Annotated in this window: 15 protein-coding genes and 1 tRNA gene; 5 read left to right on the top strand and 11 right to left on the bottom strand. The window is 59.7% G+C overall.

The genetic code is table 11. The annotated features are described in order from the left end of the window. Nucleotides 1-92 precede the first annotated feature (92 nt). Nucleotides 93-1871 carry an acyl-CoA dehydrogenase C-terminal domain-containing protein gene (locus BOP96_RS02295; RefSeq protein WP_069868798.1) on the top strand — a complete coding sequence of 593 codons (1779 nt, stop codon included), beginning with the start codon at nt 93-95 and terminating at the stop codon, nt 1869-1871. A 226-nt stretch (nt 1872-2097) separates the two neighbouring features. Here BOP96_RS02295 and BOP96_RS02290 read toward each other — a convergent pair whose 3' ends face one another. Then, a complete protein-coding gene (locus BOP96_RS02290) occupies nt 2098-2997 on the bottom strand; it encodes a LysR family transcriptional regulator (protein ID WP_073451744.1) in 900 nt (299 codons plus the stop codon). 209 nt (nt 2998-3206) lie between these two features. Here BOP96_RS02290 and BOP96_RS02285 point away from each other — a divergent pair, with 209 nt between their 5' ends. The 4 genes from BOP96_RS02285 to BOP96_RS02270 all read left to right on the top strand — a co-directional run bounded on the left by BOP96_RS02285 (nt 3207) and on the right by BOP96_RS02270 (nt 5613). Further along, nucleotides 3207-4469, top strand: a complete 1263-nt coding sequence (locus tag BOP96_RS02285) for an aspartate aminotransferase family protein (protein ID WP_073451742.1) — start codon at nt 3207-3209, stop codon at nt 4467-4469. A gap of 225 nt (nt 4470-4694) precedes the next feature. Continuing rightward, a complete protein-coding gene (locus BOP96_RS02280) occupies nt 4695-5060 on the top strand; it encodes a type II toxin-antitoxin system RelE/ParE family toxin (protein ID WP_073451740.1) in 366 nt (121 codons plus the stop codon). Further along, nucleotides 5044-5361 carry a helix-turn-helix domain-containing protein gene (locus BOP96_RS02275; RefSeq protein ID WP_014720197.1) on the top strand — a complete coding sequence of 106 codons (318 nt, stop codon included), beginning with the start codon at nt 5044-5046 and terminating at the stop codon, nt 5359-5361. Before BOP96_RS02280 ends, BOP96_RS02275 begins: the two co-directional genes overlap by 17 nt. Nucleotides 5362-5454: 93 nt before the next feature. Next, on the top strand, nt 5455-5613 hold the full coding sequence (locus tag BOP96_RS02270; RefSeq protein ID WP_003194776.1) for a YqaE/Pmp3 family membrane protein: 159 nt from the start codon (nt 5455-5457) through the stop codon (nt 5611-5613). Nucleotides 5614-5618: 5 nt separating this feature from the next. On the opposite strand, the gene pqqE is transcribed toward BOP96_RS02270, so the two are convergent. The 10 genes from pqqE to BOP96_RS30010 form a co-directional block, all read right to left on the bottom strand. Continuing rightward, on the bottom strand, nt 5619-6749 hold the full coding sequence (gene pqqE, locus BOP96_RS02265; RefSeq protein WP_073451738.1) for a pyrroloquinoline quinone biosynthesis protein PqqE: 1131 nt from the start codon (nt 6747-6749) through the stop codon (nt 5619-5621). Then, the gene (gene pqqD, locus BOP96_RS02260) at nt 6742-7017 is read right to left on the bottom strand and encodes a pyrroloquinoline quinone biosynthesis peptide chaperone PqqD (protein WP_003194772.1); all 276 of its coding nucleotides are present in this window, start codon (nt 7015-7017) and stop codon (nt 6742-6744) included. The genes pqqE and pqqD overlap by 8 nt, the downstream gene beginning before the upstream one ends. Then, entirely contained in the window at nt 7014-7766 is a 753-nt protein-coding gene (gene pqqC, locus BOP96_RS02255) for a pyrroloquinoline-quinone synthase PqqC (RefSeq protein ID WP_019817401.1), read from the bottom strand. The genes pqqD and pqqC overlap by 4 nt, the downstream gene beginning before the upstream one ends. Nucleotides 7767-7777: 11 nt before the next feature. Next, nucleotides 7778-8689, bottom strand: a complete 912-nt coding sequence (pqqB, locus tag BOP96_RS02250; protein ID WP_014720194.1) for a pyrroloquinoline quinone biosynthesis protein PqqB — start codon at nt 8687-8689, stop codon at nt 7778-7780. 71 nt (nt 8690-8760) lie between these two features. Continuing rightward, entirely contained in the window at nt 8761-8835 is a 75-nt protein-coding gene (pqqA, locus tag BOP96_RS02245; RefSeq protein ID WP_003194766.1) for a pyrroloquinoline quinone precursor peptide PqqA, read from the bottom strand. A 158-nt stretch (nt 8836-8993) separates the two neighbouring features. Next, nucleotides 8994-11369 (bottom strand): pyrroloquinoline quinone biosynthesis protein PqqF, encoded by a 2376-nt coding sequence (gene pqqF, locus BOP96_RS02240; protein WP_073451736.1) that lies wholly within the window; start codon nt 11367-11369, stop codon nt 8994-8996. A gap of 48 nt (nt 11370-11417) precedes the next feature. Next, nucleotides 11418-12212: a carbon-nitrogen hydrolase family protein gene (locus BOP96_RS02235; RefSeq protein ID WP_072435431.1), complete on the bottom strand. Its 795-nt coding sequence runs from the start codon at nt 12210-12212 to the stop codon at nt 11418-11420. A gap of 10 nt (nt 12213-12222) precedes the next feature. Next, complete coding sequence (locus tag BOP96_RS02230; protein ID WP_014720191.1) at nt 12223-13926, bottom strand: flavin monoamine oxidase family protein; 1704 nt, start codon at nt 13924-13926, stop codon at nt 12223-12225. 147 nt (nt 13927-14073) lie between these two features. Beyond that, nucleotides 14074-14520 (bottom strand): Lrp/AsnC family transcriptional regulator, encoded by a 447-nt coding sequence (locus BOP96_RS02225; protein WP_003194755.1) that lies wholly within the window; start codon nt 14518-14520, stop codon nt 14074-14076. 112 nt (nt 14521-14632) lie between these two features. Next, a tRNA-Ser gene (locus BOP96_RS30010) sits at nt 14633-14766 on the bottom strand. Between the last annotated feature and the right edge of the window lie 609 nt (nt 14767-15375).

The following is a 15375-nucleotide window of genomic DNA, read 5'->3' as shown; positions in this document are numbered from 1 at the left end:
GACCCTATGTGTCTGAAAAGTTGTTCGGGTACACTCGGGGTCTGTAAAACCGATCCTATCGAATTACTTTTCACGTTCTCACGAGGTTTGCCATGGCTGATTACAAAGCGCCGTTGCGTGATATGCGCTTCGTCCTCAACGAAGTGTTTGAGGTCGCTGATACTTGGGCCCAGTTACCGGCATTGGCAGACAGCGTTGACGCCGAAACCGTCGAGGCGATTTTGGAAGAGGCGGGCAAGGTCACCGCCAAATCCATTGCCCCGCTCAGCCGCGGCGGCGATGAGCAAGGCTGCCACTGGGCGGACGGCGCCGTGACGACTCCCGACGGTTTCCCCCAGGCCTACAGCACCTACGCCGAAGGCGGCTGGGTCGGTGTGGGCGGCGACCCGACCTACGGCGGTATGGGCATGCCCAAGGCCGTGTCGGCGCAGGTTGAAGAGATGATCAACTCGTCGAGCCTGGCTTTCGGCCTGTACCCGATGTTGACCTCCGGCGCCTGTGTATCGATCAACACCCACGCCAGTGAAGAACTCAAGGCTACCTACCTGCCGAAGATGTATTCCGGTGAGTGGGCCGGTTCCATGTGCCTGACGGAAGCCCATGCCGGTACCGACCTGGGCATGATCCGCACCAAGGCCGAGCCTCAGGCGGACGGCTCCTACAAGGTCAGCGGCACCAAGATCTTCATTACCGGTGGCGAGCACGACCTCACCGAAAACATCATCCACCTGGTGCTGGCCAAACTGCCGGACGCACCGGCCGGGCCCAAGGGCATCTCGCTGTTTCTGGTGCCGAAGTTCCTGGTAAATGCCGATGGCAGCCTGGGCGCGCGTAACCCGGTAAATTGCGGCTCCATTGAACACAAGATGGGCATCCAGGCCTCCGCTACCTGTGTGATGAACTTCGACGAAGCCGTGGGTTACCTGGTCGGTGAGCCCAACCGTGGCTTGGCGGCGATGTTCACCATGATGAACTATGAGCGCCTGGGTGTTGGCATTCAGGGCTTGGCGTCGGGTGAGCGGTCCTATCAGAACGCGATTGAATATGCCCGCGACCGTCTGCAGAGCCGTTCCCCGCTGGGCGCGCAGGCCAAGGACAAGCCGGCAGACCCGATCATCGTGCATCCGGATGTCCGCCGCATGTTGCTGACCATGAAGGCGGCGAACGAAGGCGGCCGGGCGTTCTCCACCTACGTGGCGACGCAGTTGGACATCGCCAAGTTCAGCGACGATGCCCAGGCGCGCGAGCGTGCCGATAACCTGGTGGCGTTGCTGACGCCGGTGGCCAAGGCGTTCCTCACCGATCTGGGCCTGGAAACCACCGTACTTGGCCAGCAGGTGTTTGGTGGCCACGGTTACATCCGCGAGTGGGGCCAGGAGCAATTGGTGCGTGACGTGCGCATCACTCAGATCTACGAAGGCACCAACGGCATTCAGGCCCTGGATCTGATGGGCCGCAAGATCGTTGGCAGCGGCGGTGCGTTCTATACCTTGTTCGCTGATGAGATCCGCCAGTTCATCGCCGCATCGGGCCCTGAGTTGGCCGAATTCACCAAACCGCTAAGTGCGGCAGTGGATAACCTGGATGAGTTGACGGCCTGGGTGCTGGACCGCGCCAAGAGCAATGCCAATGAAATCGGTGCGGCCTCGGTGGAATACCTGCATGCGTTCGGCTACATGGCCTATGCCTATATGTGGGCGCGCATGGCCAAGGCGGCGTTGGGCAAAGAAGGCGAAGAGGATTTCTACGCCAGCAAACTGGGAACTGCGCGTTTCTACTTTGCCCGACTGTTGCCGCGTATCCACTCGTTGAGTGCATCGGTAAAAGCTGGCAGCGAATCACTGTTCCTGATGGATGAAGCCCTGTTTTAAGGGCGAGGAGGGCGTGTAAGCATTCTCTTACATGACGTGCTGCTAATCGTCCTCTATCGCCACATTGGATCCACGGATAATCTACTTCACATGGACGTCGCGCAGGAAGCGCAAAGCAACAACACGGACACGTAGGATTCTGCCAGGACGGCGGAGTGAAATGGATGTCAGGGAAACAGTCTGCAAAGCCCCGCTTCGGCGGGGTTTTCTTTTGCCCGCGAAAAAGTCAGGCGGTTGTCGACGGGGCATTCATCACGTCTTCCAGCAGGGTGCGCAGCAACGCCACCGTCGCCTGCTGGCGTTGCACATCGCGGCATACCAATCCTACTTTCAGCGGTACCCTGGGCTCGCTCAAGGGTTTCCACAGCAGCGCCTTGCTGTTGTGTTCATCCTGGGACCGCCCAGGCAGCACGGTCGCCAAACGGGTGTGAGGCAGGCTGTCGAGAATGCCCACCATGGTATTGAGTTCCGCCTGCACTTGCGGACGCCGCCCGAGGTTGGACAGTTGGCCTTGCCAGATCTGCCGAACCTGAAACTCTTCCCCCAGCAGCAACATCGGTAATTCGGCGGCTTGTTTGAGCGAGACTTTCTTGAACTCGCGCAACGGATGATCTTCGGGTATCACCACCTTCAGCTCGTCTTCATACAGCAACACGCCGTGCAGGCCCGGCTGACGGGGTGGCAGGTAGCTGATGCCGATATCGAGTGAGCCATTGAGCAACCGCCGCTCAATCTCAAGCCCGGTCAGCTCGTAGATCTGCACCACCAGATGGGGCTGGGCTTTGCGCACGCGCTCAAGCATCTGCGGTACCAGGCTGGTGTGCACGGTTTGCAGCACGCCGATGGCCAGGGTGCGCATGGCCTGGCCCTTGAAGTTGCGCAGTGCCTCCACGGCTTGCTGCATCCCATCAATGAGCGGCAACGCGTGGTTGTATAAAGTGTGCGCCGCCAGCGTTGGCAGCAGACGCTTGCTGCTACGTTCGAACAGGCCGACGTCGAGGTTCTGTTCCAGTTGGCGAATTTGTTGCGACAACGCTGGCTGGGAGATCGACAGACGCTCCGCGGCACGGCCTACATGGCCTTCCTCATACACCGCGACGAAATAACGCAGTTGCTTGAAATCCATAAGGTTTGCTTATCGAAAAAGCTGGAAAATCGAAATGGCCGCTGGCCCCCGAGGCGCCTAGTCTAGCGCCTATTCGCAGGGCTTACAGGGCCGGATCGGACAATGAACAGCGTTTTTGTTGATAGCGTTTACATAGGCAACGCAAAAAATCTGAAGGCCTTATTGGCAGGCGGCATCGACCAAGGTCAGGTTGCCAGCGGAGGTGAAGTGTGAACTTGTTCCGTCGCTTCGCGCCGAGTCTGGATGACCTGCTTGTGCATGCCCCGCGTGCAGAGGTTTCCAGCCAGTGCCTGATGCCCACTGTGGCGCGCCCGCCCCAGGTGTTTGTGCAGGGGCAGGGCTCCTGGCTTTCGGACGCTGACGACCGCGCCTATCTGGATTTCAGTCAAGGCGGCGGCGCCAACAGCCTGGGCCACAGTCCTCAGGCCGTGCGCGACGCCATTGCCGAACAGATGCACACCGTGATCAACCCTGGCCTGGGTTTGCACAACCGCGCGCAACTGGACCTCGTCGACCGTCTGTGCCACCACACCGGCAGTGATCAGGCCTACTTGCTCAACACGGGTGCCGAAGCCTGTGAAGCGGCCATCAAGTTGGCACGCAAGTGGGGCCAGCTGCATCGTGGCGGCGCTTACCACATCATCACGGTAAGCAATGGCTGCCACGGCCGGAGCCTTGGGGCTATGTCGGCGTCGGCCATGGCCTGCGAAAACCGGTTCGAACCGCAGTTGCCAGGTTTCAGCCAAGTGCCGTTTAACGATCTGCCGGCCCTGCATGCAGCGGTCGATGCGCAGACCGTCGCCATCATGCTGGAGCCGATACAAAGCGGCGGCGGTGTCGTCCCTGCGACAGAACATTACCTCAAAGGCGTCGAACGCCTGTGTCGTGAGCTCGGGATCCTGCTGATCTTCGACGAAGTGCAAACCGGTATCGGCCGCTGCGGCAGCCTGCTCGCCGAACAGCAATACGGCGTGCGCGCCGACATCATTGCCCTGGGCAAAGGCCTGGGCGGCGGTGTGCCCTTGGCGGCGCTGGTGGCGCGTGGTAATGCCTGTTGCTTCGAACCGGGCGAGCTGGACGGTACACATCACGGCAATGCACTGATGGCATCTGCGGGTATCGCCGTACTCGACGCTCTATTGGAGAACGGCTTTCTCGAGCACCTACGCGAATCCGGCTTGTACCTCGCAGAAGGCCTTGCCCGGCTTGCCTACCGTTACGACCATGGGCCCTTGCGCGGCAACGGGCTGCTTTGGGGCCTGACACTGTCGGACGATTGCGCCGCAGCAGTGGTCAAGGCCGCGCTGCACGAAGGCCTGATTCTCACTGCCTCACAACCTGACTGCCTGCGCTTTACCCCTGCGCTGAACATCAGCAAAACCCACATCGACGAAATGCTGCTGCGGCTTGCCCGCGCCTTTTCTCGGGTGCGCACCGCTCAAGTGCAATGCCGCAAGGGCATCGCCGTTTGACCCCAGTTTCCTGAACCGTCTCGCGGCATACGCGGCGCCTCCAGCCTGATTCTTTTGGCTGGGGGCGTTTTTTTGTCTGGGTAATTTCTGGTGTGAAAACGTTGATTGAGCCTCCCTGGGAACAGTGGTTTCTTAGCGGACGTCGGCAAGGACCGCCGATGGGGCACAGCGTGCTCGACTTTTAATCTATACCACTGGGTGGTATGTTTTTGGGAAGGGACCTCCATGAAGCTCAGGTTGTTTAAAACACGGCGATTTGCCGAGGCGGCCAACAAAGCCTGGATCTGCGATTCGGAGTTGAGGGAGGCGTTTGGCGAAATACTGAGGGGGCAGGCAGATAATCTGGGCGGTGGTGTCTGGAAAAAACGCCTCAATCAAAATCGACATCGTTCAATCATATTGGCCAAGGGTAGGCACTATTGGGTTTATCAGTTGCTGTTCGCGAAGAAGGATCAAGGCAACATTACGCAGAGCGAACTTGTTTGGTTTCGATCACTGGCCAAAACTTATGAAAGGTTAAACGAAGCACAGATTCAGCAAATGCTGGATCTCAAGGAGTTTGTGGAGATACATCATGACCAAGAAGTATAAAAGCGAGGCGTTTGAGTCCATTCACCAGTCAGCCAAGGCACTTCATGCTGTCGGCGCCATCAGCAAAACCACTCTGCGAGAATATGATGAGGCGTGCTTATCCATGCCAGACCAAATACCTGCCGAACAGATCAAGCAACTACGTGAAAGCAGCCATGTCAGCCAACCTGTGTTCGCCCGCTACCTGAACACCAGCGCGTCTACCGTCAAAAAATGGGAGTCGGGAGAGAAACGGCCTAGTGGCATGGCGCTCAAGTTATTGAGTATCGTGCAAAAACATGGCCTGCAGATTCTGGCCTGAGATGGCCCAATGCCAGAATCCACTGAACCCTCACGAACCGCCAAGGTCGATTAGCTACACGGCTCACGCGAGCCGATTTTCTGGAGCTGACCCATGGACATTATTCGTATCATCATCGCCATTCTGCTGCCGCCATTGGGTGTGTTCCTGCAAGTTGGTTTCGGCGGTGCCTTCTGGCTGAATATCCTGCTGACCCTGTGCGGTTACTTCCCGGGCATCATCCACGCGGTGTACATCATCGCCAAGCGTTGAGGCGCTCAGCCTTTTGCAATGAGCCTTGAGTTGCGCTCATTGCGAAAGGCCAGTTGCTCGATGGTCTGGGTGGCCTGTTCGGCTTCTTCCCGCGCCTGAAGGATGATGCCGTGCTGCTCGGATTTGCTGCATACCGGGTCGGCGTTGCTGGCGTCACCGGTGAGCATGAAGGCCTGGCAACGGCAGCCGCCGAAATCCTTTTCTTTTTCGTCGCATGATCGGCACGGCTCGGGCATCCAGTCGTAGCCACGAAAGCGATTGAAGCCAAACGAGTCGTACCAGATGTGCTGCATGCTGTGGTCGCGCACATTGGGAAACTGCACGGGCATTTGCCTTGCGCCGTGACAAGGCAGGGCGGTGCCGTCGGGTGTGACTGTCAGGAAGATGCTGCCCCAGCCGTTCATGCACGCTTTGGGGCGCTCCTCGTAATAATCCGGTGTCACGAAGATCAGCTTGCACGGGTGGTCTTCGGCTTCCAGTTTGGCGCGGTACTCATTGGTGATGCGTTCGGCGCGCACCAGTTGCTCGCGGGTGGGCAGCAAACCCACGCGATTGAGCTGTGCCCAGCCGTAGAACTGGCAAGTGGCGAGCTCGACGAAATCTGCTTCCAGCGCAATGCACAGCTCGATGATGCGGTCGATCTTGTCGATATTGTGCCGATGGGTGACGAAGTTCAGCACCATCGGGTAGCCGTGGGCTTTCACGGCTCGGGCCATTTCCAGTTTTTGCGCGAAGGCTTTTTTGGAGCCGGCCAGCAGGTTGTTCACCTGTTCGTCACTGGCCTGGAAGCTGATCTGGATATGGTCCAGGCCGGCTTTCTTGAAGTCGCTGATTTTTTGTTCGGTGAGGCCGATGCCAGAGGTGATCAGGTTGGTGTAGAAACCCAGCTTGCGAGCCTCGCCGATCAGTTCGGCCAAGTCCTGGCGCACCAGCGGCTCACCGCCGGAAAACCCCAGCTGCGCAGCACCCATTTCACGGGCTTCGCGAAATACCTTGATCCATTGTTCGGTGCTCAACTCCTTGCCCTGCTCGGCGAAATCCAGCGGGTTGGAGCAATACGGGCACTGCAACGGGCAGCGATAGGTCAGCTCGGCCAGCAGCCACAGCGGTAGGCCGATGGCTGGCTTTTCAGGCAAGGGTGATCCAGTGCTCAGCACGGGCGACCTCCATGAATTGCTCGATGTCGTCACCCAGCTCCGGTACTCCGGGGAACTGCTTGTCCAGCTCGGCAATGATGGCCGCCACGTCGCGCTCGCCGTCGATTAGGCCGCCGATCAATGCGGCGCTGTCGTTGAGCTTGATCATGCCTTCGGGGTAGAGCAACACGTGGCCTTTCTGTGCAGGCTCGTACTGGTAGCGATAGCCCTGGCGCCAGGTCGGTTTTTTGCTGCGATCAAAGCTCATAGGGTAATCCCTTTATGCCATACCCGCTGTTCGGTCACGCTGTGATACGGCGGGCGTTTGAGTTCGTAGGCCATGCTCATGGCGTCCAGCATGCTCCAGAGGATGTCCAGTTTGAACTGGAGAATGTCCAGCATGCGCTCCTGCCCCTCGCGGGTGGTGTAGTGCTGCAGGGTGATCGCCAAGCCGTGTTCCACATCGCGCCGGGCCTGGCCCAGGCGGGTGCGGAAGTACTCGTAACCGGCCGGGTCGATCCACGGGTAGTGCTGCGGCCAACTATCGAGGCGCGACTGGTGGATTTGCGGCGCGAACAGCTCGGTCAGCGAGCTGCTGGCGGCTTCCTGCCAGCTGGCGCGGCGGGCGAAGTTGACATAGGCGTCCACGGCGAAGCGTACGCCGGGCAGCACCAACTCTTGGGAGCGCAGTTGATCGGGGTCCAGGCCCACAGCCTGGCCCAGGCGCAGCCAGGCTTCGATACCGCCGTCTTCACCGGGCGCGCCGTCGTGGTCGAGCAGGCGCTGGATCCATTCGCGACGGATTTCACGGTCTGGGCAGTTGGCCAGGATCGCCGCGTCTTTCAGCGGGATATTCACTTGATAGTAGAAGCGATTGGCGACCCAGCCCTGGATCTGCTCACGGCTGGCACGGCCTTCGTACATCGCCACATGGTAGGGGTGATGGATATGGTAGAAGGCGCCCTTGGCGCGCAGGGCGGCTTCGAACTCAGCCTTGCTCAACGGTGTGTCGGTCATTTCGATCGCTCCTACAATTCAATGCTCATGCCGTCGTAAGCCACTTCGACATTGCGCCGCACCAGCTCCGCTCGCTCGGGGGAGTCTTCATCGAGGATCGGGTTGGTGTTGTTGATGTGGATAAGCACTTTGCGCTGTTTGGGCAGTTGCTCGAGCACTTCAAGCATGCCGCCGGGGCCGTTCTGTGCCAGGTGGCCCATCTCACGCCCGGTGCGGGTGCCGACGCCACGGCGCTGCATTTCATCGTCGTCCCACATCGTGCCGTCCACCAGCAGGCAGTCACTGCCGGCCATGATGTCCAGCAGCGGTGCGTCGACCTTGCCCAGGCCCGGGGCGTAGAACAATTTGCCGCCGGTGCGCAGGTCTTCGACGATCAGGCCAATGTTGTCACCGGGGTGCGGGTCGAAACGGTGCGGCGAATAGGGCGGTGCGGCGCTGCGCAACGGCAGCGGGGTGAAGCGCAGGTTGGGGCAGGCCGGGATGGTGAAGCTAGCGTCCAACTCGATGCGGTTCCAGGCCAGGCCACCGTTCCAGTGGGTCAGCATGGTGAACAACGGGAAACCGGTGCTCAGGTCTTCGTGGACCATGTCGGTGCACCACACCTGGTGCGGGCAGCCTTCGCGCAGGCTCAGCAGGCCAGTGGTGTGGTCGATCTGGCTGTCCATCAGGATGATTGCGCTGATGCCGGTATCGCGCAGGGCGCGGCCCGGTTGCATGGGCGCAAAGCCCTGGAGTTGCGCGCGGATATCCGGCGAGGCATTGCAGAGCACCCAATTCACGCCATCGTCGGAGATCGCGATGGACGACTGGGTACGCGCGTGGGCCCGCAGGCTGCCATCGCGAAAACCTGCGCAGTTCACGCAGTTGCAGTTCCACTGAGGGAAGCCACCGCCGGCGGCGGAACCTAGAATCTGGACAAACATGATCGCTCCATCAAGCACAGCTCAAAACAAAAACGCCCCGGGCGAACCGAGGCGTTGTATCACTCAGCCAATCAACGGCTGGCGAAGTACATGGTGACTTCGAAACCAATACGCAGATCAGTGTAAGCAGGTTTGGACCAGGTCATATTCTTACTCCTATCAAGGGATGGGACGTTCACTACCAAGTAATACATATAGTCCACCTCCTGTTGGAGATGTTCAGATATTGCTGCGCAATGTTACGCAATTTTATTCAAGTTAGCGCTGTCTCGGTGGAGAAAGCCTGTTGCAGGGTTGGCAATGATCACGGCGCTGCTTGCCAGTCGTCGCTGATACGCGGCCCGTTGGCCACGCATTGCCAGCCGCCTGCGGCGTCATTGAGTTGTTGCGCGGCGCGCTGCACATCCTCGCGTGTGCACGCTTGGATCAACTGTTGAAGCTGATCCAGATAACCCGACGAATGACCTGCCAGGTGCGCATGCCACAGCAAGTCGGCAGCTTCGTTGATGGGCAGCGTCTGGGCCGCGAACTGCTGTGCGAGGGCCTGGTTACCCAAGTCGGGGCTGCGTTCGATCAACGACGGCAGTTGCCCTAGGAAGGCCTGCAACTGTTGGACGATGCCGTCCAGGGAGGCGCTCGGCGATTGCACCCCAAACAGCAGGCCGGTTTGGCCGTTGATATGTCGGATGCCGCTGAACACGGCGTAGCCGATTTGCAGTTCGACTCTCAAACGCTGGTAGAACGGCCCCTGGAGCACGTGCCCGAGCAACCGCCAGTGGGCTTCATCGGCGAGGGATTGAGTCGGCGTTGGGCAAAATAGCAGTAGCGCTGCTTCGCTGGATTCGGTGCTGACTGCGTGCCAGCGCTTTCGTCCGTCAAGGGACTGAGGTGTAGAAGGCACGCTTGCCGGTTGCCCAGGCAACCGGACCGCTGCGGCTTTGATCGCGGCTTCACAGGCGGGTGGCAGGCCTGCGCCCAGCGCCTGCCAGCGCGCGGTAGCCCATGATGCTGTCGTCTCCTGAGGCTGGGGCTGAACACCCGCGCAGCAAGCGGGCAACGCCTTGAGCAGTTCCCGGATGGCGATCATCGGCACGGGAGCGGTCGGTGGCAAAGGTTCATCCGAGTCACTCAGACACCGCGCCAACGCTTCGAGCACCGCCGGCATGGGCTCGTGGAGGCCGTGCATCTTCACCTGCCAATCCGTGGCGCAGGTTTCGCAAGACAACTCGACGCCGGCCTGGCGTGCCTGTTCGCGCAACGGCTGCAACAGGCTTTCCAGCCAGGTGGGTACCGCCGAGTCAAACCGCCAGTGCAGGTACAGCGCGCCTTCGCCAGTGTCATCCGCCAACGCCTGGCTGAAGGTCAACGCTGACAGCTCCCGTCGGCCCCGTGAGCGATCCTGGGCAAAGGTGCGCAAGCCACGGTGGGCGCTGGTTTGGCCACGAATCAGGCCAGCGCGTTCTTCCTTGGCGGGCGCACGAAGCAAGGGGTTATTGGGCGGCAGTTGCCAAGGGTGCCGGGAGGCGGGCAGGTGCAGTGAATCGAGTATGGCCTTGAGGGCTACGACGCCTTGTTCCGACAGGTCTTGGGCATCGTTGCGCGCCAACGCCAGGGCGCCTTGGACCTGTTGCTGGCGAGCATTGAGCAAGGCGAACTCTTCGCGTAACGCTGTCCAGTCGCTGTGTGCGAAGAAACCCAGCCAGTCGTGCAGCAACTCTTCAATCTGCGTAGCCGGTTCGCGTTCGCTGGCGAGGGTGAAGTCTATATCCAGCACGGCTTGATCCGCGAATTGGTACAGCACGGACGCCTGCAGCGCGGTGGCCAGTCGTCGCGCTTGCAGTTCAGCGAGCAACCCGCCGGGGGCCGAGGCGTTGAGCCAGGTGCAGAGAAACGCCAGCGCTTCCCGTGGCGCGTTACACGTAATAACCTGATGCAGGTGTTGGCCGGCGACGTGTTGATAGCTGCGTGCCGGGCCATGCATCAAGGCCGGTGGAGCGGCCTGCGGGTGCAATGGGCCGGGCGTCAGTTGGTCACTGAACTGCTGGGCCAAGGCCTGCAGGTCGGCCAGCGATTGTGGACCGGCGAGGCTCAGGGTCATCTGCCCGCTTTGATAAAAGCGTGCGTGGAACCCTCGCAAGGCGTGCTGAAACTCGTCGCTTTCCACCGGCAGGCTGTCGCGGTTGCCGGCATGAAAACCTCGTAGAGGATGATCCGCCGCCAAGCCTTGCAGCAGCGCCACTTGCTGTTGGGCCTTGGCATCCTGGGACCAGGCGATGAACTCCGCCTCCAGCACTTCGCGTTCACGTTGTTGATCGTCGAGGGCCAGGCGCGGGTGAGCCAGCATATCCGCCAAACGCGCCAGCCCGTCTGCAAAAGCCGGCACCGGCAGTTCAAAGAAGAACTCGGTGGTGCGCTCACGGGTGCTGGCGTTGACCTGCCCACCGTGGCGCTGCACGTAGGCCATCAGCCCTTCGCCGACTGGGAAACGTTCGGTACCGAGAAACAACAAGTGCTCAAGAAAATGCGCCAGGCCAGGCCAGGCCAATGGCACGTCATGGCTGCCGGCAGCCACGTGTAAAACGGCGGCGCAGCGCTTCAAGCGTGGCGCATGGCGCAGGCAAACCCGCAGGCCATTAGCGAGAGTCAGGTGAAGGGGATGAGGGTGAACCGGCGCAGGCATGGGCACTTCCGAGGCGTGGGAAGTGCCTATGCTAGCAAACCCAATGGGTCAGGGCTTGTGCAGTGCGCCGTAGAGTTCGGCGCGACGGTCTTGCAGGTAGTGGTTGGCGGCGCGGGCGTCGACAATAGATTGGCGATCCAGGGTGCCGACGATCAAGGCTTCATCCAGGCCGGCCTGGGCAATTCGCTGGCCGTCCGGCGCGGCAATGCTGCTTTGCCCGCAGTAGTGAATCTCGCCTTCGTGCCCGCAATAGTTGGCATAGGCCACGAAGCATTGGTTTTCAAAGGCTCGCGCCCGCACGGTGACGTCGGCAACGAAGTCGAACGGCACCATATTAGCGGTGGGCACCAGAATCAGTTCGGCACCGGCGAGGGCCAGGCGCCGGGTGTTTTCCGGAAACTCCAGGTCGTAGCAAATCAGCATGCCCACCTTCCACCCGTTCAATTCCACCACCGGGAAATCATCGGGGCCGGCGCTGAACATTGAGTGGTCAAGATCGCCAAACAAGTGGGTCTTGCGGTAGTTGCACAGGCGCTTGCCCTGGGCGTCGATCAACTGCACGGCGTTGTAGACCTGGCCGTCTTCGGCCCGCTCCGGGTAGCCATACAGGATCGCCAGCCCGGCACTTTGCGCCAGTTGGGCAATCGCCTGCGCCGATGGCCCATCCTGTGCCTCGGCCAGTGCGCCAACGGCTTCGGCGCCAATGTTATAGCCGCTGAGAAACATCTCTGGCAGCACCAGCACATCGGCGCCGTGTGCTTCATGGGCCAACTGGTGCAGGCGCTGCAGGTTAGCGGCCACATCCAGCGGCAGCGGCGGGCATTGGTACAGGGCGACACGCATGCTCAACTCCTTATTCTGCCAGGGCGATTGGCCCTATTTCATCGAACACGTCGCCTGGGCCTGGGTTCTCCGGGTGGGTGCTGCCACCGAAGTGATTCATGATGCCCCATACCGCGTTGAGCGAGGTTTGTACCGCGCCTTCGACCCAGGCGGGCGTCCACGATACATCATCACCCGCGATGAAGATCCCGCGTTGTTCGGCGGGCATATCCTTCTGCATGAAGTGCGCATACATCCGCTGGTTATAGCGATAGTGACCGGGCAAGGCGCCTTTGAAGGCCCCGAGGAAATGCGGATCGGCCTCCCAGGACACGGTGATCGGGTCGCCGATGATGCGCGCCTTGATATCAACGTTGGGGTAGATCTTCTTCAGCGCATCGAGGGCCAGTTTCACCCGCTTGTCGATAGGCTGGGGCAGCATCTTCAGTGCGTCGCTCATCCACGAGTAGGACAGGCAGATCACCCCCGGCTTGTCGTCACCGTTATCGAACAGGTAGGTGCCCCGGGTCAGGCGGTCGGTGAGGGTCATGCTCATCAGGTCGCGGCCGGTTTGCGGGTCTTTGTCTTTCCAGAATGGGCGATCAACCATCACGAAGGTTTTCGATGACTGCATGTAGCGAGTGCGATCCAGGGCCATCCACATTTTTTGTGAGAACAGGGTTTCGTCGCATTCGATCTGGGTGGTCAGCAACCAGCTTTGGCAGGTGGTCAGCACCGCTGCGTATTCACGGGTGTCGCCATAGTTGTCGGTAACGGCGAAGCGGCCATCGGCGGCGTGGGCAATGCGCTTCACGCCTGCCCGTGGTGCGCCTCTATGCAACGAGCTCAGGCTGGTGCCGGCCGGCCAATGGGCGCAGCGCTCTGGCACATGGCGCCAGATGCCCATGGGCACTTGTGCCACGCCACCGACGATCAGGTGTTGATGATCATCGCAGTTGGTCATTACCACACGGAAGATTTCCAGCATGGAGTTGGGAAAGTCAGAGTCCCAACCGCCGGTGCCGAAACCGACCTGGCCAAACACCTCGCGGTGGTGGAAGGACAATTTGGCGAAGGCTTTGGAGGTGGCGACGAAGTCGTAGAAGGTACGGTCATCCCACAGCGGCACGAGCTTGTTCCACAGTTCCTTGAGCCGTGGCACGTCGCGGTCGCGGATTGCCTGCTGGATATCGCCGAACTGCGAACCGGCCTCCAAGGCGTCGGCCCAGGCATCGGCGACTTCCTGGAACAGTGCCGGTAAATCGGAGAGTTTTTGCGCATAGTGAGTCTGGCCTTCCAGATCGATCACGGTGCTGCCGGACGCCGGTGTCAGCGGGTTGGGAAAGGGCTTGGTCTCCAGTCCAAGTTTGTCCACGTAATGGTAGAACGCCGTGGACGATACCGGGAACCGCATGCCGCCCAACTCGGCGATGATGCCTTCGGCGCCTTCAAAGGCCTGCGAGCGCAAGCGGCCACCCATCTTCGAGGCTTCATACACAACGGGCTTGAGCCCGAGTTTCATCAGCTCGTAGGCCGCAACCAGGCCCGCGATCCCGGCGCCGACGATCGCCACTTCGGCGCCATGATTGGCCGCAGGAATACTGCCCAGCCCGGCGGGGTGTTCGATCCAGTCATCAAAGGCAAACGGGAAGTCCGGGCCGAAGATGGTGATGGGTTTCTTACCGTCGCCCGGGTGGCGATTGGGCTTGCTGAGGGTGCTGGACGGAATGCTCATGGCTGACCTTACTGACGGCTCGGCGGGAGGAGGGCCCGTTGAGTATAGGAAAAGATGGCAGCCAGTTTAGGGAGCGTTGCGCTCGTTAATAAGACGCAATGTGTCGTCGGATTGTACTGGTTTTAGTCAATATGACGAAGGTAGTGATCAGATTGGTTGTCCGCGATCCAATTTGTTACTGAGGATGATCGAGGTGGTGGTTTTCTCCACGCCGTCGACACTGCCGATCTGGTCCAGCAATTGGTCCAGTTGCTCTGGCGAATCGGTGCGCAGCCAAGCCACGTAATCGAACTCTCCACTTACCGCGCACAACTGCTGCACTTGCGCCATGGCGCTCAGCCTGCGCAACACCTCTTTGCCCGAACGGGGTTGCACGGTAATGCCCACATAAGCTTGCAACCCCCCATCCGCAACGCGCTGGCCCAGGCGCACGCCGTAACCGGTGATGACCTGGGTTTTCTCCAGGCGGGCCAGACGCGACGTGACGGTGGTGCGCGCGATGCCCAACTGCCTGGCGAGCATGGCCACGCTTTCACGGGCGTTGAGCTGCAGGGCGGCGATCAGTTGGCGGTCGATTTCGTCTAGGGCGGGCAAGGGGGGGGCTCCAGTGCGGGGGCAATGAGCAAGCATGGTACAGGCTTGGCCTGGCTGAAAGAACCGTGATGCCAGATACGCAAAAGCCGCGCAATGCGCGGCTTTTTTTGTGTGGTGGGCCCAGTAGGACTCGAACCTACGACCAAGGGATTATGAGTCCACATTATGGTCGTGTGTTTGCTGGATACGGTCAATATAATCAGGGCTTTCAGGATGATTAGAGCTGCGATGTTCACCAATATATCCGCCTAAAATGGACACTTTTTGGACACCTATCATAAGGCGCTCTCCCTGATAGGGGAGCGGTTTGGTCAAAATGTCCGGTAGTGGTCCAGTTGGTTCAAGCCACGGGGCATTACTCCTTAGATGAGTAGGCTCCGTCCAACATCCAAAACGCCCTCATATGCAAGTTTTCGCATCTGAGGAAGCGGTATATAAGGCTATGGCGTCATCGGATACACCTGGTTTTAACGGGTATCTCTCTTGGCTGACTTTCCAGTCCTTTCCAAATATCCCAAATGTTGAAATGACCCAGATGAGGGCGTAGGCCGCAGTCACGGTGCCCTTGCCCGCGTATTTCATCAGTCGACCTTTTGCACAAAAAAAACACCTAATGCCCGTTGGCGGGAGGGGGAAAAGTGCTTTTGCCTCCTGATTTTTTCTTTAGTGCTGATTTCTGATCATTGGCAAATCGCTATTTTAATTTCGTTAGTTTTTTGCTGATTCGGATTAGTGGATGGCGTCGTAACGAAATAATGAAATAACCTTTTAACGCTTTAACGCTTTAACGCTTTAACGCTTTAACGCTTTAACGCTTTAACGCTTTAACGCTTTAACGCTTTAACGCTTTAACGC

The organism is Pseudomonas sp. FSL W5-0203 (genome assembly GCF_001896155.1).
GTDB lineage: Bacteria > Pseudomonadota > Gammaproteobacteria > Pseudomonadales > Pseudomonadaceae > Aquipseudomonas > Aquipseudomonas paracarnis.
This window is presented reverse-complemented; position numbering and strand designations above follow the sequence as displayed.